The sequence below is a fragment of the Sphingobacterium sp. BIGb0116 genome, from assembly GCF_024808035.1.
Classification (GTDB): domain Bacteria; phylum Bacteroidota; class Bacteroidia; order Sphingobacteriales; family Sphingobacteriaceae; genus Sphingobacterium; species Sphingobacterium paramultivorum.
In genome coordinates, this window is sequence record NZ_JANUDT010000003.1 from 169,395 (window position 1) to 192,450 (window position 23,056).

16 protein-coding genes and 1 tRNA gene are annotated in these 23,056 nt (G+C 43.7%); 10 read left to right on the forward strand and 7 right to left on the reverse strand.

The window, feature by feature from the left end:
* Nucleotides 1-43 precede the first annotated feature (43 nt).
* Entirely contained in the window at nt 44-2,422 is a 2,379-nt protein-coding gene (locus M2419_RS09555) for a TonB-dependent receptor (RefSeq protein ID WP_227550294.1), read from the reverse strand.
* Nucleotides 2,423-2,734: 312 nt separating this feature from the next.
* Here M2419_RS09555 and M2419_RS09560 point away from each other — a divergent pair, with 312 nt between their 5' ends.
* The 4 genes from M2419_RS09560 to M2419_RS09575 all read left to right on the forward strand — a co-directional run bounded on the left by M2419_RS09560 (nt 2,735) and on the right by M2419_RS09575 (nt 6,508).
* Entirely contained in the window at nt 2,735-3,592 is an 858-nt protein-coding gene (locus M2419_RS09560; RefSeq protein ID WP_153847556.1) for a hemin ABC transporter substrate-binding protein, read from the forward strand.
* A gap of 5 nt (nt 3,593-3,597) precedes the next feature.
* The gene (locus M2419_RS09565; RefSeq protein ID WP_227550293.1) at nt 3,598-4,629 is read left to right on the forward strand and encodes an iron ABC transporter permease; all 1,032 of its coding nucleotides are present in this window, start codon (nt 3,598-3,600) and stop codon (nt 4,627-4,629) included.
* Between the two features lie 33 nt (nt 4,630-4,662).
* Nucleotides 4,663-5,454 carry a heme ABC transporter ATP-binding protein gene (locus M2419_RS09570; protein WP_153847555.1) on the forward strand — a complete coding sequence of 264 codons (792 nt, stop codon included), beginning with the start codon at nt 4,663-4,665 and terminating at the stop codon, nt 5,452-5,454.
* A gap of 91 nt (nt 5,455-5,545) precedes the next feature.
* Entirely contained in the window at nt 5,546-6,508 is a 963-nt protein-coding gene (locus M2419_RS09575; protein WP_075992433.1) for an AraC family transcriptional regulator, read from the forward strand.
* An 18-nt stretch (nt 6,509-6,526) separates the two neighbouring features.
* Here M2419_RS09575 and pdeM read toward each other — a convergent pair whose 3' ends face one another.
* From pdeM to M2419_RS09595, 4 genes are read right to left on the reverse strand one after another with little or no spacing between them, the layout of a single operon-like run.
* Nucleotides 6,527-7,189, reverse strand: a complete 663-nt coding sequence (gene pdeM, locus M2419_RS09580) for a ligase-associated DNA damage response endonuclease PdeM (protein WP_153847554.1) — start codon at nt 7,187-7,189, stop codon at nt 6,527-6,529.
* The gene (locus M2419_RS09585; RefSeq protein ID WP_153847553.1) at nt 7,186-9,648 is read right to left on the reverse strand and encodes a ligase-associated DNA damage response DEXH box helicase; all 2,463 of its coding nucleotides are present in this window, start codon (nt 9,646-9,648) and stop codon (nt 7,186-7,188) included. The genes pdeM and M2419_RS09585 overlap by 4 nt, the downstream gene beginning before the upstream one ends.
* Before the next feature lie 19 nt (nt 9,649-9,667).
* Nucleotides 9,668-11,248, reverse strand: a complete 1,581-nt coding sequence (locus tag M2419_RS09590) for an ATP-dependent DNA ligase (protein ID WP_153847552.1) — start codon at nt 11,246-11,248, stop codon at nt 9,668-9,670.
* A 6-nt stretch (nt 11,249-11,254) separates the two neighbouring features.
* Nucleotides 11,255-12,253: a ligase-associated DNA damage response exonuclease gene (locus M2419_RS09595; protein ID WP_153847551.1), complete on the reverse strand. Its 999-nt coding sequence runs from the start codon at nt 12,251-12,253 to the stop codon at nt 11,255-11,257.
* A gap of 144 nt (nt 12,254-12,397) precedes the next feature.
* Between M2419_RS09595 and M2419_RS09600 the strand changes: the two genes are divergently transcribed.
* The 5 genes from M2419_RS09600 (at nt 12,398) to M2419_RS09620 (ending at nt 19,126) form a co-directional block, all read left to right on the forward strand.
* Complete coding sequence (locus M2419_RS09600; RefSeq protein ID WP_153847550.1) at nt 12,398-13,882, forward strand: ATP-binding protein; 1,485 nt, start codon at nt 12,398-12,400, stop codon at nt 13,880-13,882.
* Nucleotides 13,872-17,474: a response regulator gene (locus tag M2419_RS09605; RefSeq protein ID WP_153847549.1), complete on the forward strand. Its 3,603-nt coding sequence runs from the start codon at nt 13,872-13,874 to the stop codon at nt 17,472-17,474. Before M2419_RS09600 ends, M2419_RS09605 begins: the two co-directional genes overlap by 11 nt.
* Nucleotides 17,475-17,487: 13 nt before the next feature.
* Entirely contained in the window at nt 17,488-17,859 is a 372-nt protein-coding gene (locus M2419_RS09610) for a response regulator (RefSeq protein WP_153847548.1), read from the forward strand.
* On the forward strand, nt 17,860-18,690 hold the full coding sequence (locus M2419_RS09615; protein ID WP_153847547.1) for a protein-glutamate O-methyltransferase CheR: 831 nt from the start codon (nt 17,860-17,862) through the stop codon (nt 18,688-18,690).
* Nucleotides 18,691-18,760: 70 nt separating this feature from the next.
* Entirely contained in the window at nt 18,761-19,126 is a 366-nt protein-coding gene (locus tag M2419_RS09620; protein WP_153847546.1) for a response regulator, read from the forward strand.
* A gap of 143 nt (nt 19,127-19,269) precedes the next feature.
* On the opposite strand, the gene M2419_RS09625 is transcribed toward M2419_RS09620, so the two are convergent.
* Nucleotides 19,270-20,019: an NrtR DNA-binding winged helix domain-containing protein gene (locus M2419_RS09625; protein ID WP_153847545.1), complete on the reverse strand. Its 750-nt coding sequence runs from the start codon at nt 20,017-20,019 to the stop codon at nt 19,270-19,272.
* 312 nt (nt 20,020-20,331) lie between these two features.
* On the opposite strand from M2419_RS09625, the gene M2419_RS09630 reads away from it, so the two are divergent.
* Entirely contained in the window at nt 20,332-22,644 is a 2,313-nt protein-coding gene (locus M2419_RS09630) for a glycoside hydrolase family 3 N-terminal domain-containing protein (protein WP_259254877.1), read from the forward strand.
* A 159-nt stretch (nt 22,645-22,803) separates the two neighbouring features.
* On the opposite strand, the gene M2419_RS09635 is transcribed toward M2419_RS09630, so the two are convergent.
* A tRNA-Arg gene (locus M2419_RS09635) sits at nt 22,804-22,877 on the reverse strand.
* Nucleotides 22,878-23,056: the final 179 nt, after the last annotated feature.

Genomic DNA, 23,056 nt, shown 5'->3' on the forward strand with positions numbered 1-23,056 from the left:
TATCTTGTACTTTGTGTGCTAAATTCTTGTTCATTACTCCTTATTATTCTTTTATCCAACGGTAGCTGACGCCGCCCATAATAACGCGTCCAGGTTGCCCGAGTAAATAACGGCTTGTAAAATTGAATAGATTGTCACCGATCAAACGCAGTGTCAATCTGCGGTTCATCAGACTCTTTTCCACAGTCATATTGACGAGTGTGTGATAGGGGATAAAGATGTCATATTTGTCGATAAACTGGTTGCCATTATATTCCTGAAAAGGTGTGGCACTTCTGAAATTGACCCGAGCATTGACATTGACGCCCCAGGGTTTATATTCGTATTGGGCTTTAGCGTTGAACATGTGTCTCGAACGGTCTTCAATACCCCAATAATCTGATTTTTTGCTCTGGCGATATTCGCCTGTAGCGGGATCGTTGATCTGGTTATAGGGATAACTTCCCTTGGCAATACTATCCAAAATACTCAAGTCTTTGGCAATCAGGTATTGATAGCCCATCGACAATTGCAGATCTTTGGTTGCCTGATAGGTCAATGAAACTTCAAAACCTTTATTCATGGCTTTGGGCAGGTTGCGGTAGCTATAGATCTGTGCTACTTTGGTCCCGTTACCCACACTAACTGTGTTGATCTGATTGTTGATCCGATGGTAGAAGACCGAGAAATCGGCCTGAAATCTATTGGACGGACTCCAGGTAAGTCCAATATTGTTTGAAATGCTGGTTTCGGCTTTGAGGTTGCCCGCCACCAAATTGAGCATATAGCTGTTTTTATAACTCAGTTCTCCAGCTTGATCCATAGCTGCAATCACATCGGCTACGCGTTCTGAACCGACGACCAAATAGTTGGCTGCTGGATTGAAAAAGACCTGATAGCGCATCTTATAGTCGGGTGCCTTAAATCCGGCTCCGATACCACCTTTGATCAAAAGCTTAGGACTGACATGGTATTGTAGACCCAAACTTGGACTCAGATGGCCATTGTAGACATTGGTCTGATCGTAGCGTAGACCCAGCGTCGTCAATAAGCGGTCGACAGGTTTCCATTCGGTCTGCAAATAGGCAAATGCGCTGTTCAATGAGCGTTTGGCATCCAGATCCTGGTTGTCCATCAGTTCAAGACTACCACCTATACCACCGGTAAGTTTGACCTGTTGTGCGGGGCTATACGCAAATTGCTGTTCAATGCGGTGTACATTTTGACCGAATTGCTCGGCACTGGCAACAATACCTTGTTGCAACCATTGTGCGGCAATCTGGGAGTGGAAACGCGAGAAATAGTAACGCGTCATACTACGCAGTCCCGACTCGAAATTATGGTCGTAACTTGCCGAAAGGTTGATGTCCTGATCTTTTTGTTTATCCTGTAGTGCGGCCGATTCGGACCATGCATTGATCATTTCAGATTCTCGGGCTGCATAACGCCCTGTAACGCCCAAAGTGCCATTTTTGCTTGTACGATAACGTACTCGCCCCTGGAAACTATAGTTGGTATAGGGTGGAAAAGTGGTACTCTTGGAGTCCAGATACTGCTTGTCGGTATTAAAACCATCCGTGCGGTAGTAATTGCCCGAAAAGACGGCGCTCCCGCGTTGATTAGCAAAAGGTGTTTCTGCTTCCAGTGTTGCATCAACGGTATTGAGACTGCCGTAAAGAAGCGATGCCTGTGCCTGTGGTGTGATTGCACCATGGCGTGTAATGATATTGATCGCACCACCTAATGCGTCACTGCCGTATAAGCAGGAGGATGCGCCCTTGATGATTTCGATACGTTCGATGTTGGTCACCGAGATACGGGACAGGTCAAAGTTGCCACTGTTGCGTCCCAGCATAGGTTGCCCGTCTACAAGGACCATTACGTAGTTGCTGCTGAATCCCTGGATCTGTACACCGACGGCTCTGGAGCCCCCGGCAATATCGTTAACGATGGCGATACCCGTCTGTTCTTTTAAAACTTCATCCAGACGGCGGCTGCCCATAAGCTCAATTTCACGTTTGGTGATGACTTTTACGGGCATGGCTGCATTTTCGGCCTTAACGAGATTGTCTACAGCCTGCGCTTTACCCTGCACATCAACTACATCCATCTGTCGTTCTTCAGCTTTTAACACAATGTTCAACTGCTGATTTTTGTCTTCCAAATCGATAACTTGGCGGTACTGCTGATAACCCATGGCCTGTACCTGTAATTCGTAGCGCCCCGCATAGAGCTGACTGAATTGAAATCTCCCCGCAGTATCTGTTTTAAAAGCATATTTGTCCGGATAAAGATATACGGTCGCATTGGCTACGCCTTTATTGGATTCGTTTTTCAACACACCGGAGATTTTCCATTTTTCCTGTGCTTGCAGGGTATAAACCTGGCAGGCACATAAGGCGATCAAGGTGCTTGTTCGAATAGATGAGATGCTTCTAAACACTATTTTTATTTTTACTAATTCTAAATAATGTTACAAAAAACGGTAATCCGTCTGAATTTTTCTCTATGCAAAATGTCATAAATTCTATTTAATCCGTTTTTTGTGGACTGAAAAGTAGTTTATTTTAAGATGTATATTATTGTTTAGTAGTGTTTTATAGTCTTTTTTGCGTTGTGGTGTACTATTCTAAAAGATTCGATATAATTTGTATTTAGACTGATTATTGATTTGTTTTGTACTCAAGTTGAACGGCGAGATGCGAAAACCATTCCTGGAAATCCGCTATCGCCATCATGGAGATAAAGAATTACAATGAGTAGATTTTATGTTGTTATACTGTGTTTTGTGATGCAAATCGGTGGATGGGCGACGGCACAGCAGAGAATCATTACGTTAAACAGTTCGTTGACCGAAACGATCTACGGACTGGGAGTAGGCGAGCGCATGGTCGCTACCGATGTGACAAGTATATCGCCCAAAGCAGCGGCGGCCTTGCCGAGGGTAAGCAAAAATCGGTCGGTTTCGGCCGAAGGTCTGTTATCTTTTAAACCAAGCATCGTCATTGCGAATGAAGGCGACGTATCCAAATCGGTCATTCAGCAGATTCGTGCGGCTGGTGTGAAGTTTGTCTCCATTAAACCAAATTATTCTGTTCCGGGTGCACTTCGCTACATCCAGGAGGTCGCAGATGCCGTCGGTGAATCTGCTGCCGGTAAAAATCTGGTTTCCCGCACGAAAGTAAGCTTGGATCATACCATGGAATTAGTAAAGAAGGAAAATCAGGGTAAAGCGGCGCCCAAAGTATTGTTTTTATATGCGCGTGGTACGGGTACCATGAGTGTGGCAGGTAAGGGCAGTAGCTTGGATGCGATGATTAATCTGGCTGGTGGTAAAAATGCGGTTCAAGAATTTTCGGATTTCAAACCCTATACGACGGAAGCGCTGGTGCAGGCCAATCCAGATATTGTGTTGATGTTTGATTTTGGCGCGAGTAGCCTTGGCGGTGAGGATGCTATCCTCAAATTGCCGGGTATGCGTATTACGAATGCGGGTAAAAACGACCGTATCTTGGTGATGAATGCCTCACTACTGGTAAATTTCAGTAACCGGCTGCCAGACGCAATCTTAGAATTGCACCGTGGATTTGGAAAAGTGATGGATTCAAAATAAAGCCAGTGCAAAAGAAACAGAAATTTATCCTATTGGCTTTGGGCCTGGTTTTGGGTGTTGTAAGTATTGTTGCCTTGGGGATGGGGGCCTACCATATTCCGTCCGCTGATATCTTAACGATGTTGACGCAAAAATTGCACTTGGGGAGTGCCGAAGCTGTGCACAATATGCAAGGAGATGTTCTTTTTGAGATTCGTATGCCGCGTCTTTTGCTCGGACTTTTGGTGGGTGCAGCACTTGGTATATCGGGTGCTGCGATCCAGGGTATATTCCGCAACCCCTTAGCGGAACCCGGATTGATCGGGATTTCTTCTGGAGCATCCCTTTTTGCAGTACTGATCATTGCCTTTGAGACTTTTCTCTTCACCTCTTTATCGGCCTGGATTGGATATTATATATTGGCTTTTGGTGCTTTTGTGGGCGCTGGTTTAACCGCTTTTTTGGTTTACCGTATCGCCAGTAAAAATGGCCGTCCAAATGTGACGACGATGTTGTTGGCGGGTATTGCCATCAATGCCTTTGCTGGTGCGCTGACGGGTTTGATGACTTATATGTCGACGGAGCAACAGTTACGTACCATCACATTTTGGATGCTGGGCAGTCTTGGCGGGGCTACTTGGGATAACCTAAGGGCTTTGGCTCCCTTTATTTTGATCCCGGTGCTGATCTTGCCTTTTTTTGGAAAGTCATTGAATGCTTTTTCGCTCGGGGAGTTGCAGGCGGACCTTTTGGGTATGCGTACCGATCGCGTCAAACGCTGGGTGGTTGTCTTATCCACGCTTGCTGTGGGAGCATCCGTTGCGGTGTCGGGTATTATTGGTTTTGTGGGATTGATTGTTCCACATACAGTTCGCCTGATGGGTGGGGCAGATCACCGATTTGTGCTTCCTGCTTCATTACTATTAGGGGCACTGGTGTTGACATTGGCAGACGTGATTGCACGGGTCGCCGTGGCACCCATCGAATTGCCCATCGGCGTGATTACAGCTTTATTGGGTACACCGGTATTCTTGTATATTTTAATCAAAGATAAATAGTCTTTTGGCAGAGGCTTAAAAAATAATCGCATTATGCTACGTGTAGAGAAGATCAACTACGAAGTGAACGGACGAAAGCTCCTGAAGGATATTACCTTTCAGGTGCGCAAAGGGGAAATTCTGGCAATCCTAGGCGCCAATGGCGCTGGTAAATCGACGCTGATGGGGGTGCTTTGTGGTGAAAAGAAGCCTGATTCGGGAGCTGTTCATCTCAATGGCAAGGCGCTGTCGGCATACGAGCCTGCGGCTTTGGCCAAATGCAGGGCTTTACTGAGCCAACAGCAGCAGATGACATTGAGTTTTAATGTGGAAGAAATTGTGCTGATGGGGCGGTATCCGCATTATAAGAATACGCCCAAGCAACAGGACTATAAAATCGTGGCCGAAACCATGGAACTTTGTGGGGTATCAGCTTTTGCTGAACGGGATTTTTTGAGCCTTTCTGGTGGTGAACAGCAGCGTGTTCATCTTGCACGGATCCTGGCGCAGATATGGGATAATCCGGATGCGTTGTTGTTATTGGATGAACCGATTTCGGCATTGGATCTGCACTATCAGCAGAAAGTATTGGCCATTGCACGGGCACTTGCCCGAAAAGGATTTATGGTGGTGCTGATTGTGCACGACGTCAATTTTGCCGCCATGTATGCCGATCGTATTCTGATGCTCAAAAATGGCCGAAAGCTCTTTCATGGTACCCCGGTGGAAGTATTGGCCCAAAAGGAGATCTATACCATCTTTTCGGTCGAGTCCAATGTCATTATGAATCCAAGAACATTGAAACCTTATGTTCAGTTGGAGGAAATGGATATTGACTTGGATTAACCATGTTATTTAGAAAGATTATAAATAATTTTAGAATACCATCTTATTTCGTTAATTTTAACTGCTTCAAGCTTATTTAGGATTTGTAATCATGTTGGTGAAAAGTAAAATAGTAGAGTTGGCAGATTGGCTTTTTGAAGAAGAAATTCCGGATGGCTATGTTCCCGACAAACCTTTGGTGGAAAATAGGATATCCATATCCAAAGATCCTGTCCATATGGAGAATTTTCAGCTATCGACTTCAGGATTGTTTATCTTGCATTCGAAAATGCAGTTTGATCGGCCAGTGCAGGTGCTTACGGAGATCGAGGGCGAGACCATAACCAGCCAGTTTATTTTCTTTAAGCCGACAGATAGCAAATTGCCGTATGGCATGAGCCGGCATAATATACGCTACATTCCTTCTGTCAAATCCATCCATGAAGTGGAACCCGGTATTGAATACACGTATTTTATAGCCGTTATTTCCAAAGAATATTACCTCAATTTGATCAAACGCGATTCGTTATTGCATCAGCAATTTGTGCATGAGATCGAAAAGGGAGAGTATGTGTCATTTTCGGAGGAGGATCTGATGGCAACCTACGAGATGCAGCATACGATAACTGAGCTGATTGAATCTAAAAAGAAAGGGGAGATCCGTCGATTACATACGGAGTCACGTGTTGTTGAACTATTGATGTATCAGTTTGAGCAATATAACGAGAAGACCGAAAGCAGTGATTCGCTCTTTCATGAGGAGGATGTGCAAAGGCTGGAGATGGCAAGGCAGATTCTTGAACAGCGTATTGCCAATCCGCCGACGCAAAAAGAACTGGCCGCAGAGGTGCTGACAAGTGAAAGTAAACTACGTAAAGACTTTAAGGAATATTTTTCAGTGACCATTCACGACTATCTCACACGGGTGCGTATGGAAAAAGCCAAAAGTTATCTGCTCGAAGATAAAATGACGGTCTATGAGGTGGCACTGTTGACAGGTTATGGCCACCAAAATAATTTTAGCAGTGCTTTTAAAAAGTATTACGGTATCTCACCTGGAGAGCTCAAGATGTAATATAAGCTGGGCCTTGGATTAGTTTTTTCTGATCGGGAAGATGTGATCGTCCGAAATAGCATAGCTTTGATATAGGGAAGACAGGTCTTTGCTGTCCAATCCCGTAAAAGTACTAAAAGCGGGAAGGATAATCTGATGATCAGATACGAGAAAACAGGGTAAGCGAACCTGTCTTTTCGGTGGAATAACCAAGCTTATACCCGGATGGATATGCCCACTAATCCGAAAAGAAGATGAATCTGCAGCATCAGCGGGATGGTGTTTAAACTGAATCTGTTGCGTTTCAAAAATTTCCCTGTGATGCACTATACCGAAACGGGCGGTCATTTGTTGTGATAAGCGGTCGTGATTGCCTTTGACAAGATGAAGCTGGAGCTCCGGGTGTCGTTGTCTGAATGATTCCAACAAAAGTACTTCCTGATTGATGCCTGCGTGAATAAGATCGCCGACAACGATGACTTGTTTGGCTTGATAGTACGCTATGAGGGATTCCAGTCGATTGAGGTCGGTTATGGCTATATCCATGGGGATGGCAATGCCATGCTTCCTGAAATGCGCTGCTTTACCCAGATGCAGGTCGGACAAGATCAACGTTTTTTGGTCTTTCCAGTATATAGATCGCTGTGTGTTAAGGCTTAATTCCTGTTTATTGAAGGTAATTGTTTGTTCTCCGATTTTCATTTTCTGCGCTTCTTTTTTTGAGCATTGGTCTTTTCCATGCGTTGAATCCTTTCAATCAAGGCTTCGCTCGACAGGGATTGCCGGAGGCTATCCACTTTTATCGGAAAGCTCAATGGCGTATACTCTTCGGCAAAGGTATAGCGTATTTTGCTATGATTGATCCTTTCGAATGCTTTTATTAATCGATGTTCTTCCAGTTGCTGGTTGAACACTTCGGAAAAAGCCTGTTTGAGCAAAAGGTTGGTGGGGTCGTGTTCCATCAGTACACGGAAAATAATCCCTGAGGAGGCCTGCAATGATTTGTTGTTTTGCTGTGTGCCTGGGTAGTTCTGGACAACCAGTCCCGAAATGACGGCGATATCCCTAAATTTGCGGCTGGCCATCTCTGCAGCGTTTATACTGCTGATCACATCATCCATCAAATTAGTCCGGCTCAAGAGCTGTTCGAGCTGCGTTTGGCTGAGCTGGATCTCTTTGTCGGAATAGAGTTCGAAGCCATAGTCATTCATGGCCATGGAAAAGCTGATGGGATACAACTTGCTGATGCGGTAGGCGATAAGTGCTGCCATGACCTCATGGATCAATCTGCCTTCCAAGGGGTAGAAAAACAAATGATGGCCTTCCCTGGTTTTGATATGTTCGACGAGAAATTCCGCTTCGCTAGGCACGGCCGAAAGTTCGGTCTGTTTTTCGATCAGTGGTGCCAGGAAATGAAGCTCTTTTTCACTTGAAGGAGCTTCTGTTGCCGCAGCCAATTTTTTTCTAAGGAAATGGCTCAAGTTGGACGATAAGGGAAGTCTGCCACCAAGCCAGCTTGGAGTAATGGCTTTGCCCGACGAATTTCTTACAAATACGGTCATTTCCTTAACCATCACAACTTCGAGTATCCGCCCCGCAAGAATAAAGCGTTCACCTTTTTTAAGTTTGCTGATAAAGTATTCTTCGATCATGCCGATGTAACCACCGGAGAGAAACTTCACGCGCATCATGGCATCACCGACAATGGCACCGATATTGAGTCTGTGGAGCAGTGCAAGACGACGGTTTTTGATGATCCATTTGCCTTCTTCATCTTGGATAACCTTGTGAAATTCTTCGTAGCGTTTGCCTATTTTTCCACCTGCGGTAATAAAATACATGCACCATTGCCATTCTTCCGTATCCATGTAGCGAAAGGCATGGGTATTGGCGACAATTGCATGCAGTTCTTCCGAACGAAATCCTCCGCCCAAGGCGATGGTTACCATGAATTGAACAAGCACATCGAAAGTTTGAACCATGGGATCCCGGTTTTCGATCGTCTGCGTTTTTACGGCCTCCTTAAGGGCAGCGACTTCGATGAGCTCCAGGGAGTGCGTGGGGACAAAATAAATCGTAGAGGTTTCGAAAGGGCTATGGCCGCTTCTTCCAGCGCGTTGCATAAACCGGGCTACACCTTTACTTGAGCCAACCTGTATGACTGTATCAACGGGTTTGAAATCTACCCCTAAGTCCAAGGAAGAGGTCGATACAACTGCTTTAAGTTTGCCGCTGCTGAGATTGTCTTCGATCCATTCGCGGATATGGGCGTCAATGGAGCTGTGGTGTAAGGCGATTTGTCCGGCAAAATCGGGGTAGGCCTCCAGTAGCAATTGGTACCACATTTCACTTTGACTACGCGTGTTGGTAAAGACGATCGTGCTTTTACTAGCAAGGATAATCGGGACGACCTGATCGACGAGGTTTCCACCGAGGTGCCCTGCCCAAGGAAGGAGCTCCACTGTGCTGGGGAATATCGGTTTGATGGCAATTTTCTTTTTCTCCTTGGCAACGATCTGGATACGTTTGGTGACCTGTGGAAGTAAAACTTCCATGGCTTCATCGAGGTTACCGATGGTCGCTGTGATACCCCAGACGCGCAGGTTTTTCGTATACGATTTCAGGAAGGAAAGTGCCAGCTCGACCATCACGCCCCGTTTGTTGCCCATAAGTTCATGCCACTCATCTACCGTCACGCATCGCAGATTCTTAAAATATTTGTCGCGTTGTTTTTGAGCAAGCAGTAGGTGCAGGCTTTCCGGAGTAACGAGCAGAACGTCGGGCATGGAGCGGGTTTGCTGCGCTTTGATCTTGGGGTCGGTATCACCATTACGGACCTGTACGATCCAGTCGAGTCCAATTTCGTCTATTGCTGTTTGCATGGCCCGCGCAAGATCTTTGGCCAGGGAGCGTAGGGGTGTAATCCAGAGGAGCTTTAGGCCCCTTTGATAGTGTTCCGGATGATTGAGGAAGTCCATCAGTACCGCCATAAAAAGGGAAAAGGTTTTTCCGAAACCCGTAGGGGCAATAACCAGTCCGCTATATCCCTGGGCATATTTTTCCCAGGCCTTGGTCTGAAAGCTAAAGGGGACCTTTCCTTGGGTTTCGAAATAGCCGTTGACAATTCGAAACCCTTCACTATGTGCTAACGTTGTGTTCAATATCTATTGTTTCTATTCTTTATTGTATCAATTTCTTAACCTCTTCAAGATCGTCGATCTCTGCTGCTGTTTTGTCTTTTCGCCAGCGCAATATCCTTGGAAAACGTAGTGCAATACCCGATTTATGCCGCTTGCTGTATCCTATACCTTCAAAGGCAATCTCAAAAACAAGTTCCGGTTTGACCGTTCTTACAGGGCCGAATTTTTCCAGTGAATTTTGTTTTACAAAGCGGCTCACCTCCAGAATTTCTTGATCTGTAAGTCCCGAATAGGCTTTGGCAATTGTTACAAGCTGATCACCATCCCGTACTGCAAATGTATAATCGGTATAATGTGCACTGCGACGGCCACTTCCTTTCTGTGCATAAATGAGTACGGCATCAATGCTCATGGGGTTGACTTTCCATTTCCACCAGCCACCCTTTTTGCGTCCTGTATAATAGGGTGAGTCTTTCTTTTTCAGCATCAGTCCCTCGCTGTTTAGCGTACGGGATGTTGCCTGGATATTTTGGAGCGCAGACCAGTCTGCTGCATGTATCAAAGGTGATAGCTGTAATGCTCCTGGAGGGTTTGCAGCATAGCACTGCTCCAGCAGCGCACGTCTATAGGTAAGGGGCTCATTGCGCAGATCGATGCCGTTCAGTTCCAGGATATCATATAGATAGACAGAAATAGGCACTTCTTCACGCAGTGATTTGGGGATGGTCTTTCGGTTGATCCGTTTTTGTAGCTCGGAGAAGTTCAGCACACGGCCATCTTTGACAGCGAGGATCTCACCATCGAGTACAAAATTTCCTTTCCACTGATTGAGAGCCTCAGTAATTTCGGGGAACTGTGCGGTTACAAGTTCCTCGCCGCGAGACCAAATATGTATCTCGTCTTCGCGCTTGATAAGTTGGCCACGTATACCGTCCCATTTGTATTCCGCTTGCCATTCTGTTATCGGGCCAAGTTCTTCGGGTGTTTTTTCTATAGGATAAGCAAGGCAGAAGGGATAAGGTTTAGAGCGGTTGGTGTTGCTGTAAGCACCTTTGACTAGTTTGTCGAATTCAACCTCATGTGGATTCCATTGCCCCATAATACTATGCGCAACGGCGCTTGCTTCGGTATTCGCATAATGTGCGATGGTGTTGATTAGTCCCTTGGCGGAAACACCGAGCCGGAAGCTGCCGCCGAGAAGCTTATTGAAAATAAAGCGCTCCACTGTGTTTAATGTATTCCAGGAACGGAGCACAAAAGCTTTCTTTTCCGTTATGGTGGCATCCTGGAGGGCGATGATCTCGTCCATCCATTCACCCAGACTTTTTTCGATCAACATTGCGGGCGGTGGTAGCAGTAGGGACAGGGTCTCGGCGAGATCGCCGACAGCGGCATAAGATTCAATAAATAGCCACTCTGGGATTCCTGTAATTTCTAAAGTCCATGTTTTGAGGTCCTTTATTGCGATGCTGCGTTTGGGCCTTTTTCCGGTCATCAGGGCCAGGAACCAGATTTTGTCTTTTTCTGTAGCCGTTCTGAAAAAGTCCAATATAGCCTCTTTTTTCAAATTGGTCTTATTGCTGCTATCAAGCGCATTGATCAATGTGGCAAATTCTTTCATAGGCTATTAAGTTGTCTGGGTTTGCGGATCCTCTTCATCACCATAGTGTGTAGTCACTTCTTCGGCCTCAACGCCGATTTCATTGAGGTATTTGGCGAATGTCGCCGTTTGTCCATGAGTGACATAGACTTTTTCTGCGGCACTGCCACGGACAGCCTGTAGCAGGCCTGTCCAGTCCGCGTGGTCACTGATCGCAAAGCCTGCGTCGGCACTACGCCACCGTCGCGCCCCCCGGATCTGCATCCAACCCGAGCAGATCGCATAAGCTACATGTGGTATTTTTTGGAGCAGTTGGCTTTCCAGCAAGGCTGGTGGAAGCAGAACAATCTGATTGTCTAGTTGTTTGAGGTCCGATTTTAAGTCGGCGATGTGATAATCCGGCAATTTTATTCCCGCCAAACTGTAGGCTTCATTTAATTTGGCAATGCTGTAATGGACATAAACAGGGCCCATTTCATGAACAGCGTTGAGGATACGTTGGGATTTTCCAAGTGAATACCCGATAAAAACGGACGTTTTTTTGTTGCTTTGGTTGGTTTTAATCCAAGTTTGTAGGCGTTCATTTTGCGCTGCGACAGATTCCCAACGGTAAATTGGGAGGCCAAATGTACTTTCTGTAATAAATTCATGGCACTTTATGGGTTCAAAGGGCGTGGACAAGCCATCGTCCTGAATCTTGTAATCGCCCGTAAAAACGACAACTTTACCTTTATACTCCAGGCGTATCTGGGCAGAACCAATAATATGCCCAGCGGGGTGGAGTGATACCCGGACGCCATTGATGGATATCGCTTCGTTGTAGGCTAGCCCCTGAACCTGAATGTCTGGACCTATGCGGCTTCGTAGGATATTGACCGTAAAATGATGGCAGAGGTATTTCTTCATTCCTACATGGGCATGATCTGCATGTCCATGGGAGATAACGGCCAGATCTACAGGCTGCCATGGATCGAGATAAAACTTGCCCGGAACGCAGTAAATACCTTTTGATGTAAAACGTATCATATCTCATTAAAACAGGCTTTCGTGCGCTAAAGTTTTACTTATTTGTCGCGTTTTCAATTTGGCGCTGCGATTGCTTATTTATATTGGGGGTATTCAGTTAATTTTTTTAGATTTGTTAACCTTGATGCTAAGTTTTAATACACTATGATATTAATTGTCGATGATAATCCGGATAATATTTACTCTTTACAAAAATTGCTGGAATCCAAAAATTTTAAAGTTGATACCGCTCAATCTGGCGAAGAAGCATTAAAAAAGATCTTAAAATATAATTACGCACTCATTATATTGGATGTGCAGATGCCGGATATGGATGGCTTTGAAGTTGCTGAAAATATTGCCGGATTTAGCAAAACGAAGGAGACACCGATTATATTTTTGTCGGCAGTGAATACCGACAAGCGCTTTATCACAAAGGGATATGATTCGGGTGGATTGGATTATGTGACCAAACCGGTTGATCCAGATATTCTCCTGTTGAAGGTCAAGACATTTTATCGTTTATATGAGCAAACCCAGGCCCTGAAAGACGTTCAGCAAACGTTGGAACTTGAGGTAGAGCGGCGTAAGCAGGCACAGAAAGAGCTCCGGTCCAAAGTGGATTATCTGCATACTCTTTTAGAGTCCTTGCCTCAAATTGCATTTACCTGTGATAACAGGGGGAACATTGATTTTGTCAATGGTCGTTGGTTTCAGTTTTCGGACGATGCTACTATTTTTCCGCAAACCTATCCGGGAGATCGATCTATTGCGGCCGAGCTCCATGCGAGTCTTCAGTCGGGCAAACCACTGGAGATGGAAGTTCGCTTGAAAAAGAGCGTTTGTGGTGAATATTCGTACCACTTGTTGCGTGTATGGCCAATCTTAGAAAATAGCGAAAGCAACTGGGTAGGGACCTTTACCGATATTGACGCCCAGAAGCGGGCGGAAAAAGAGAAAGATGAATTTTTGAGTATCGCCAGTCACGAACTGAAAACCCCTTTGACGAGCATTAAGGCCTATATGCAATTGCTGGACCGCAAGCTTAAGCTTGAGGAAGAGAGTGCTGAAGCAAAGTATGTGAACCGCGTTCAGGGGCAGGTTGATAAACTCAATAGTTTAATTAGTGATCTCCTCGATCTATCAAAGATCGATAACGGCAAGCTATTGATCAACAAGAAGGTGTTTTCACTCGAGCATATGATCAAGAGCGCCATTGATTCGATTATTCAAACGCACGATCAGAGCAATATGGTCCTTTATCGCCAGGGAGAGATTGGCGATTTGCTGATTTACGGCGATGAGATTCGTCTCGAGCAGGTTTTAGTTAATTTTCTAACAAATGCATATAAATATGCTGCGGGAACCGAGAAGGTCATCGTTGATTGCACCCTCGTTGAGGATGCTGTGAAAATCAGTGTGATTGATTTTGGCATAGGGATACCTGTGGAGAAGCAAGCCGATGTTTTTGAGAAATTTTACCGCGTGGAGGAAACGTCATTTGACTTTCAGGGACTAGGCATAGGTTTATATATCTGTGCCGAAATTATCCGTAGTCACCAGGGCACGATTGCTGTAGAAAGTTCAGGTGAGCAAGGGGCCACCTTCTATTTTACTTTACCATTAAATTTACCTGTAGATGCCAAATAATAAGACAATCAATAATTTAACGATTGGAATAGGCTTTTCTTTGATTATTCTGCTAATCAGTTCTACGGCATCCTATCTAGGTATTCAGGAACAGAATAGACACCGTCAGGAACTTGCTATTACACGCAAAATTATCAGTACGTCGAATAGTCTGCTTAGCTCATTGCAAGGAGCAGAGACGGGTAATAGAGGTTTTCTTCTGACAGGCAAGGAAAGTTACCTGGAACCCTTTAATATGGCACTTAAAAGCCTTCCTCGAGAATTGCAGGAAGTTGAAGCGCTGACCAAGATGGATCCCGTACAAAAAGTTCGGGTTGATAGCCTATTGACTGCTGCACAATGGCGTTTAGCTATTTTAAAGGAGTCTGTTGATATTAAAAGAAAGGGGGGAGTTGTCAGTTTAGCACATTTGGATGAAAGTAAGATGGCTATGGATAAGTGTCGGGCGATTATCAAGGCTATTATTCATTATGAGGACGATAATATTGACAAAAAGTCGGCTGATCTGGACAATTCTTCGTTTATCACAACTTTGTTTATTATCATCAGTGCGCTGCTTTCTCTTATTATTACATCCTATTTTTATTTTAGATTACGTGCAGACTTCTTGAAACGTTCAGCGCTTGAAAAATCACTACGTGAGAAGGATGAAGGTATTTCTAGACGACTAAATTTGGTTCAGAGGATTACCAATCGTATCGCATTGGGGGATTATGATGTTAAGGTAGAGGGAGCCGGAGATGATGATCTTGGCGAAATTGCGAACGCCGTCAATAGGATGTCAAAAGCGTTGAAAAAATCATTTGATCAGCTAACGGATAATGACTGGCTTCATGCAGGTTATGCTAAACTCTATACGGGATTGGTGGGAAATAAGAGTGAAGATATTATTGCTACGGATTCCATTAAAAGTCTTGTCGGCTATACGGAATCAGTCAGTGGTGCAATTTATATTTTTAATGATGAGAAGCTGCAGCTATCAGGGGTATATGGCTTGGATATACAGACTCAAAAGTATTTTCTGCCAGGAGAAGGTTATATCGGGCAGGTATTTTTGGATCGTGAGCCCAAGGCACTACATAATCTAAATGCAAAGGATTATGTAGTCAGTTTTGCCAATGGAAAGATCGGTGTGCAGCATATCCTTTTTTTACCGATGCTGGTTGATGGTCAGGTGCTGGGCGTATTGGAAATTGGCCAAATGGAGCCTTTTACAGTATTAGAGCAGACATTTTTGACGGAATGTGCCCGACAGATTGGTATCGCCCTTGTCTCAGCAAAGGGAAGGGCAAAGATTCAAGCCCTGTTGGAAGAGACCCAGGTACAGTCTGAAGAGCTGTTGACGCAGCATGCCGAACTTGAAAGCCTGAATACGGAATTGGAAGCGCAGACATTGCGTTTGCAGTCGTCAGAGGAAGAGCTCAAAGTGCAACACGAGGAACTGATGCAGTCGAATCAAGAATTAGAGGAACGCTCGCGACTGCTTGAAGATAAAAATTTAATGATTGCCGAACGGAATCAGGAAATTCAACAGAAAGCCGAAGAGTTGGCGTTGAGTACTAAATATAAATCCGAGTTTTTGGCTAATATGTCCCACGAACTCCGTACACCGCTCAATTCAATATTACTTCTATCGCGCTTGCTATCGGAGAATGTAGAGGAAAACTTAAATTCAGATCAGATTGAATCGGCTAAAGTCATTCAAAGTTCGGGAACGAGTTTGTTGACGTTGATCGATGAGATTCTGGATCTTTCCAAAATTGAATCGGGTAAGATGACCTTGGATTATGCGTCGTTGGATCTGAATGATATTTTGTCGGATTTGAATAGTTTGTTTTTGCCGATTGTACAGGAAAAAGGCTTGATGCTAAAAACGAATATCAGCGATAAGGTCAACCGGAGATTTCAGGGAGATAGGCTTCGCATAGATCAGGTACTCCGTAATTTGATTTCAAATGCGATTAAATTTACCAAAGAAGGCGAAGTACGTCTGGAAATCTATGAAGACCCAAGCGATAGTGATCGATTTGTGTTCGCTGTAGTCGATTCGGGTATTGGTATACCACTTGAAAAGCAGAAAATTATTTTTGAAGCCTTTCAACAAGCTGATGGCTCAACCAGAAGGAAGTTTGGTGGTACTGGATTGGGGCTTTCCATTAGCCGCGAGATCGCGCGCTTACTGGGTGGAGAAATCCGGTTGGAAAGCGAAGTTGGCAAAGGCAGTACGTTTTTGTTTATTATTCCGAAGTCTAAAGTTGAAGTCAAAGAGCTATTGACCAAGGAGCAGCAATTGGTTGAGGAGATATCTTCGGAAGTAGAAGAGGTCATTGAGATTGTTAAAGAAGATACCTATAATCCGGTCACGATTAGGATCCCGGAGGAGATTCCCGATGATCGGGATACGGTTGTAGAAGGCGATAAGGTAATTTTGATTGTGGAGGATGATGTTAATTTTGCCAAGGCACTCTTGAAATATACCCATACGCAAAACTATAAAGGTGTAGTTGTTGTTCGTGGTGACCATGCACTTCCAGCAGCCCAGAAATATCACCCAGTTGCTATTTTGCTTGATATTCAATTGCCAATTATGGATGGATGGGCTGTCATGGATCAATTGAAGGGCAATAAGGCTACACGCCATATTCCGGTTCATATTATGTCTTCGCTTGAGGTGAAGAAAGAAAGTTTGTTAAAAGGAGCGATCGATTTTATTAATAAGCCTGTTGCGTTAGAACAAATGACTTCGGTATTCCAAAGAATTGAATCGGCGTTAAGTCGTTCACCGAAGAAGGTGCTTATTGTTGAAGAAAATCCAAAGCATGCAAGTGCATTGTCTTATTTCTTAAGTAGTTTTAATATATCACTTGAAGTAAAAGATAATGTAGAGGATAGCATTACAGCTTTACGCACGGCGGATGTGGACTGTGTGATTTTGGACATGGGAGTACCTGATGAAATGGGCTACCATACGTTGGAAGCAATCAAACAACATGAAGGACTGGAGAACTTGCCGATCATTATCTTTACAGGCAAGAATTTGTCCAAGGCTGAAGAGTTGAAAATTAAAAAATATGCAGACTCAGTTGTTGTAAAGACGGCTCATTCTTATCAACGGATTCTGGATGAGGTAGGCCTGTTTCTTCATTTGATTGAGGTTAATAATTCAGACGACGCTAGGAGGAAGAACAATGGGCTTGGAGCTTTGACCGACGTATTGAAGGGCAAGAAGGTTCTTGTCGCTGATGATGACGTTAGGAATATCTTCTCGATGACCAAAGCATTGGAGAAATTTCAAGTGAAGGTAATTCCCGCGATGGATGGTAAAGAAGCGTTGGAGGTATTGATGTCCGGAGAACCTATAGATATTGTATTGATGGATATGATGATGCCTGAGATGGATGGTTATGAGGCGATTAAGAATATCAGACAACATGTGGACTATGCAAGATTACCAATTATCGCCGTTACGGCAAAGTCGATGATCGGGGATCGTGAAAAGTGTATTCAGGCAGGAGCTTCGGATTATATCTCGAAGCCGGTGGATATTGACCAACTCTTGTCTTTATTGCGTGTGTGGTTATATGAAAATTGAGGACAACTGATATATGGATCAGAATAAGGTAATATTAATTGTGGACGACGATCAACGCAATATTTTTGCATTGCGTTTGACGTTGAAAGCTAAGGGATATCAGGTGTTGAGCAGCACGAGTGCGAGCGAGGCTATGGAGATCTTGGAGGCGAATAAAGGTGTGGCGTTGATATTGATGGATATGATGATGCCTGAAATCGATGGCTATGAGGCGATTCAGCTAATTCGTAATTCGAGTTTGATGGGTAAAATTCCGGTTATTGCCGTGACAGCGCAAGCGATGAGTGGAGACCGGGAGAAATGCTTGGAAGCTGGAGCCCAGTCGTATGTCTCGAAGCCGATTGATGTCGATAAATTGATGGGTGAAATTGAACAGTTAATCTAAATGTTGGGCTATAGTATCATAAAAGACCATGAAATAGATATTTTGCTTGAAGATATCTATCGAGACTACGGGTATGATTTTTTGCAGTATAGCCGTGCCTCGATGAAGAGGAGGATTAATCGGATCATGACGAATGACCGTTTGGCAAGCTTTGCTGAACTTCGCTTTGTATTAAAGGACAATCCTGCATTTTTGCAGCACTTTGTAGAAGAGATTACCGTTAACTTAACTGAGATGTTTCGGGATCCTTTATTCTTTCGTCAGCTACGGGAGGAAATTCTACCACAATTGGGTACATACCCGTTGATCCGTGTGTGGATTGCAGGCTGCTCCACAGGAGAAGAAGCTTACTCGATGTCCATTTTGCTAAAAGAGGCGAATCTGTATCACAAGTCATTGATATATGCAACGGATATTAATCCACGGGTACTTGATATTGCCCGGAATGGTGTATATCCATTGAGCCAGATAAAATCTTTTTCTGAAAATTATATAGAGTCTGGAGGAAAACAGGATTTTTCGAAATATTATACAGCAAATTATGAATGGGCGAAATTCAATGCCGATCTAAAGCAAAAAATGATTTTATCTACCCATAATCTGGTATCAGACACTTCATTTAATAGCTTTCAATTAATCCTTTGCCGCAATGTTTTGATCTATTTTAATAGAGACTTGCAGGAGCGTGTCTTTAAATTATTTGACGCGAGTATAGAAAATTTAGGATATTTGGCATTAGGTAGTAAAGAAACCATACGATTTTCAGGTATTCAGCATAACTTTACACCTGTAGGGGATCAAAAAATTTGGAAAAAACTTTATACCTTATAAGGGGGTGCAGGCAGGCGTGAATCTTTTGTGTCTGATGTAAAACAATGAAGGTATACATAAACTATTTTATATGAGTAAAGCAAAAACGGTATTGATATTTGAGGACGATACCATTATTTTGGAGGTTATAACGGTTGTTTTGACAGATTTAGGGTTCCATGTTGAAGTTTCGGAAACTTCACATGATATTATCCAAAAGGTAGAATCTGCAGAGCCCAACCTTATCTTAATGGATAACTGGATTCCAAACATAGGTGGTGTTGAAGCGACTAGATTGCTTAAATCAGATAAGCGCTTTAGCCATATTCCTGTAATTTACGTTTCGGCAAACAACGATATTCAATCCCTAGCAGATCGTGCTGGAGCGGATGATTTTTTATCTAAACCTTTTGATTTGGAAGATTTGGAAAATATTGTCAATAAATATATTGTATAGATCAATTGTAAAGGCTGGACTTCAGTACTGCGACTTTCAGTTTCTTGCGGGATAGTTTAGCCGATGGTAGAATGTTGGCCTGTGTTAGTGGTGACTATGCTGTAGTCTATTATAAATTTGGTATCAAAGTATCGGTGATTGTACTACCAGGTATTTAAGCCTTCCTGTAAGATATTATTATAGGTTTCTACGTTGAACTTATAGAGGTCGGGAGCTTTATGGGCTCCACCTTTCCGCTGTTCGTCAAGTTTTTGAAGGATGCCCATATTTTTCATTTTACGATAAAAATTGCCTCGATTAAGTTTTTTACCGAGTACTGTTTCATAGAGCCCTTGCAAGTCGGGCAGTGTAAACTTGTCTGGTAGTAAATTGTATCCTATTGGTTTGTAAGAAAGCCGCTCGCGAAGAGTCCGAAGAGCCTTGTTGATGATTTTGCGGTGGTCCATGGTGATATTAAGTTCAGTGATGTCCTTAAAGTCGATCCACTGGCAGGTCTCACTTAAGGAATCAGGTTGAGGAACAACATGTTTGTAATTTACCAGCGCGTAGTAACCAATTGAAATAAAACGCTGTTTGTTCCACAGTGTGTCGGGGTAATCCGCAAAGGATTGCTGGCTGCGCTGCGGGCTTCCAAATACGGCAAATTCTTCCAAGAAGATATCCTCTACACCCGAGCGTTCATAAAGTACACGTTTGACCGCTTCGTCAGTATCCTCCTCTTTCCCTACATAACCTCCAGGAAGAAACCACTCTTTATTGTAGTTCATTTTTAATAAAAGGATTCTCAAAGAACCTTGGTCGAAGCCAAAGACGACGGTGTCTACAGAAATGTGAGGTAGAAATTTTTCATAACTCTCTGCCGATGCGTTAATAATCTGTGTTCTGAAATCCATGTACTTTCTGTCTTTGGCTTAATATTACAAAAAAATATCTCAATGGGAGGCAAGTTGGCCGATAAAAGTCGAACAATACTTTGTGTCAAAAATTACATTAGGGGCTTTTTTGTTAAATCAATAGATTGATAGTTAGTTTTTTGTGTTATTTCGTTGATTTTATTTTGTATTTGAACAAAAAGGTTGTACAATTGTATTGCTTCATAAAGAAGCAATACAAGTAACTGATTATAACGTATAAAGCCAAATGTTTTTATTGCCGATAAGGCGAACGTTTTGACTACGAACTCATTTATTAAAATAACAGATTATATGAACGCAAGGAAACTACTATTCGCTTCATCTTTAAGTCTATTTTTAACGTTTTCGGCACAAGCCCAGGTTTACCAAAAGATTGAGAATAAATACGGCCCTGTATTGGGGTATTCGACAACTTCGGGAGTGAAGATCCTAAGCATTGCTGGAAATAAATTTAAGGATCTCAATCGAAATGGGAAATTAGATCGCTATGAAGACTGGCGTTTGACACCAGAGGAACGTGCCAAAGATCTCGCCTCAAAATTATCTATTGATCAGATCGCTGGGCTTATGTTATATAGTAGACATCAAGCTTTACCAGCACCGGCCCTTGGATTTATGGCAGGTACCTATAAAGGAAAAAATTACCAGGAAGGTCTTGTTTCACCTTGGGCTCTAACCGATCAGCAGCGCGAATTTCTGGAGAAGGATGGGCTTAGGCATGTCCTGTTAACGGCAGTAAAAGATCCGGAAACCGCAGCCCGCTGGAATAATGAGTTGCAGGGTTTTGTGGAAGGGTTGGGATGGGGTATCCCGGCGAATAATAGTTCCGATCCACGTCATAATGCTGTTGTCAGTGCGGAGTTCAATGCAGGGGCAGGGGGACAAATTTCGATGTGGCCGGATGGACTTGCGATGGCGGCGACATTCGATCCGGCTATCGTTAAACGTTTTGGGCAAGTGGCGGCTTCGGAATATCGATCATTGGGCATCACGACGGCATTATCTCCACAGATAGATTTGGGTACTGAGCCGCGTTGGTACCGCATTGGTATGACTTTCGGAGAGAGCCCCGAGTTGACCACAGCCATGGCTAGAGCTTATATCGATGGCTTCCAGACATCGAGCGGGAAAGACGAAATTGCCTTAGGTTGGGGGTATAAGAGTGTCAATGCTATGGTGAAACATTGGCCCAGTGGAGGGCCTGAGGAAGGTGGTCGGGACGGCCATTGGGCTATTGGAAAGTTTGCGGTATATCCAGGTGATAATCTGAAGCAACATATTATTCCATTTGTCAATGGAGCTTTCCAGTTGACTGGAAAGACGAGCAAAGCTGCCGCAGTTATGCCCTATTATACGATTTCTTTTGGTCAGGACAAGAAGAATGGTGAAAATGTGGGAAATGGTTATAGCAAATATTTGCTTACCGACTTGTTGCGTGGCACCTACGGTTATGATGGTGTGATCTGTTCGGACTGGTTGATTACGGGAGATGAAGCGCCTAAGCCAGATGGATTTGCAGGTAAACCCTGGGGGGTAGAACAGCTATCGGTGGCAGAGCGTCATTATAAAGTATTAATGGCAGGTGTAGATCAATTTGGAGGCAATAACGATAAGGCTCCTGTTTTGACGGCCTATGAACTGGGTGTGAAAGAGCACGGACAGAAATTTATGAGACAACGATTTGAGGCCTCCGCTAGAAGGCTTCTGTTAAATATTTTCCGGGTAGGGCTTTTTGAAAATCCATATTTGGATGTCGAGGAAAGTCGTGCCACTGTCGGAAATCCCCTCTATATGAAGGAGGGCTACGACGCACAGGTAAAGTCCGTTGTTTTACTAAAGAATAGTGATCAGCAATTGCCTATTCGTGGACGGAAGAAAGTTTATGTTCCGAAGATGTATAGGGCAGCAATGAAAGATTGGTGGGGAAACTATACACAGGCGCGATTGGAATACCCCGCCAACATTGATCTCTTGCAAAAATATGCCGATGTAACCGATAACCCCAATGAAGCTGATCTTGCAATCGTGTTTGTACAGAGCCCGATCAGTGCCGAAGGTGGGTATAGCGAAAGGGATCGCAGGAATGGTGGAAATGGCTATGTTCCCATTTCCTTGCAGTATGGCAGTTATACAGCCTCAAACGCTAGAGCGGAGAGTATTGCTGCAGGTGATCCAGTAATCGATCCATCGATTAAGAATAGGTCTTATAAGAATAAAATGGTGACTGCTGCTAATGTGATGGATCTTCAGACGATATTGGATACGAAGGATATGATGAAAGATAAACCAGTTCTGGTTGCTGTAACTGCCAACAAGCCGATGGTATTTGCCGAGTTTGAAAAGGAAGTCTCTGGTATTGTTTTGAATTTTGGCGTATCGACACAGGCTGTATTGGATGTTATGTTTGGAAAGTATGAACCATCTGGTCTTTTACCGGTTCAAATGCCAGCGAATATGGCTACAGTAGAGAAGCAAGCAGAGGATGTGCCCTTTGATATGGAGGTATATGTTGATCAAGCCGGACATGCTTACGATTTTGGTTATGGTTTGAACTGGTCGGGTGTAATTAAAGATGAGCGCGTGCGCGAGTTTGTTAAGAAATAGGTTTGATTATATGGTCAATTTAAAAATGAGAAACCTTAGCTTATTTTCATCTTCAAGCTCGACTGCCATATCGACGAGATTTTAATGAATCTTAACTTTTGAAACCATATAGTGTATAAAAAGAAAAGCCTCTTTGCGTTGAACAAAGGGGCTTTTAAGTACGCCAATCAGGATTCGAACCTGAGACCGTCGGTTTAGAAAACCGATGCTCTATCCAGCTGAGCTATTGGCGCGTCGCTTTCGGTAATGCAAAAGTAGACATTTGTGTTATATTTCCAAAATATCGCCAACTTTTTTTTGTGGTTTTTCAATAACTGATTGCTTTTCAACAAGATTATTTTATTGATCTAGGTCAAACAAAATGAATAAAACTGCTGTTACCTTTGTGTTATTAAACAAATAGAAAAAACAT

What these genes read in the sequence shown, in the direction of transcription:
- M2419_RS09560 (WP_153847556.1), top strand. Translation starts at nt 2,735, where the DNA reads ATGAGTAGATTTTATGTTGTTATACTGTGTTTTGTGATGCAAATCGGT.
- M2419_RS09570 (WP_153847555.1), top strand. Translation starts at nt 4,663, where the DNA reads ATGCTACGTGTAGAGAAGATCAACTACGAAGTGAACGGACGAAAGCTC.
- M2419_RS09575 (WP_075992433.1), top strand. Translation starts at nt 5,546, where the DNA reads ATGTTGGTGAAAAGTAAAATAGTAGAGTTGGCAGATTGGCTTTTTGAA.
- pdeM (WP_153847554.1), bottom strand. Translation starts at nt 7,189, where the DNA reads ATGAAAATCGGAGAACAAACAATTACCTTCAATAAACAGGAATTAAGC.
- M2419_RS09590 (WP_153847552.1), bottom strand. Translation starts at nt 11,248, where the DNA reads ATGAAAGAATTTGCCACATTGATCAATGCGCTTGATAGCAGCAATAAG.
- M2419_RS09595 (WP_153847551.1), bottom strand. Translation starts at nt 12,253, where the DNA reads ATGATACGTTTTACATCAAAAGGTATTTACTGCGTTCCGGGCAAGTTT.
- M2419_RS09600 (WP_153847550.1), top strand. Translation starts at nt 12,398, where the DNA reads ATGATATTAATTGTCGATGATAATCCGGATAATATTTACTCTTTACAA.
- M2419_RS09605 (WP_153847549.1), top strand. Translation starts at nt 13,872, where the DNA reads ATGCCAAATAATAAGACAATCAATAATTTAACGATTGGAATAGGCTTT.
- M2419_RS09610 (WP_153847548.1), top strand. Translation starts at nt 17,488, where the DNA reads ATGGATCAGAATAAGGTAATATTAATTGTGGACGACGATCAACGCAAT.
- M2419_RS09615 (WP_153847547.1), top strand. Translation starts at nt 17,860, where the DNA reads ATGTTGGGCTATAGTATCATAAAAGACCATGAAATAGATATTTTGCTT.
- M2419_RS09620 (WP_153847546.1), top strand. Translation starts at nt 18,761, where the DNA reads ATGAGTAAAGCAAAAACGGTATTGATATTTGAGGACGATACCATTATT.
- M2419_RS09625 (WP_153847545.1), bottom strand. Translation starts at nt 20,019, where the DNA reads ATGGATTTCAGAACACAGATTATTAACGCATCGGCAGAGAGTTATGAA.
- M2419_RS09630 (WP_259254877.1), top strand. Translation starts at nt 20,332, where the DNA reads ATGAACGCAAGGAAACTACTATTCGCTTCATCTTTAAGTCTATTTTTA.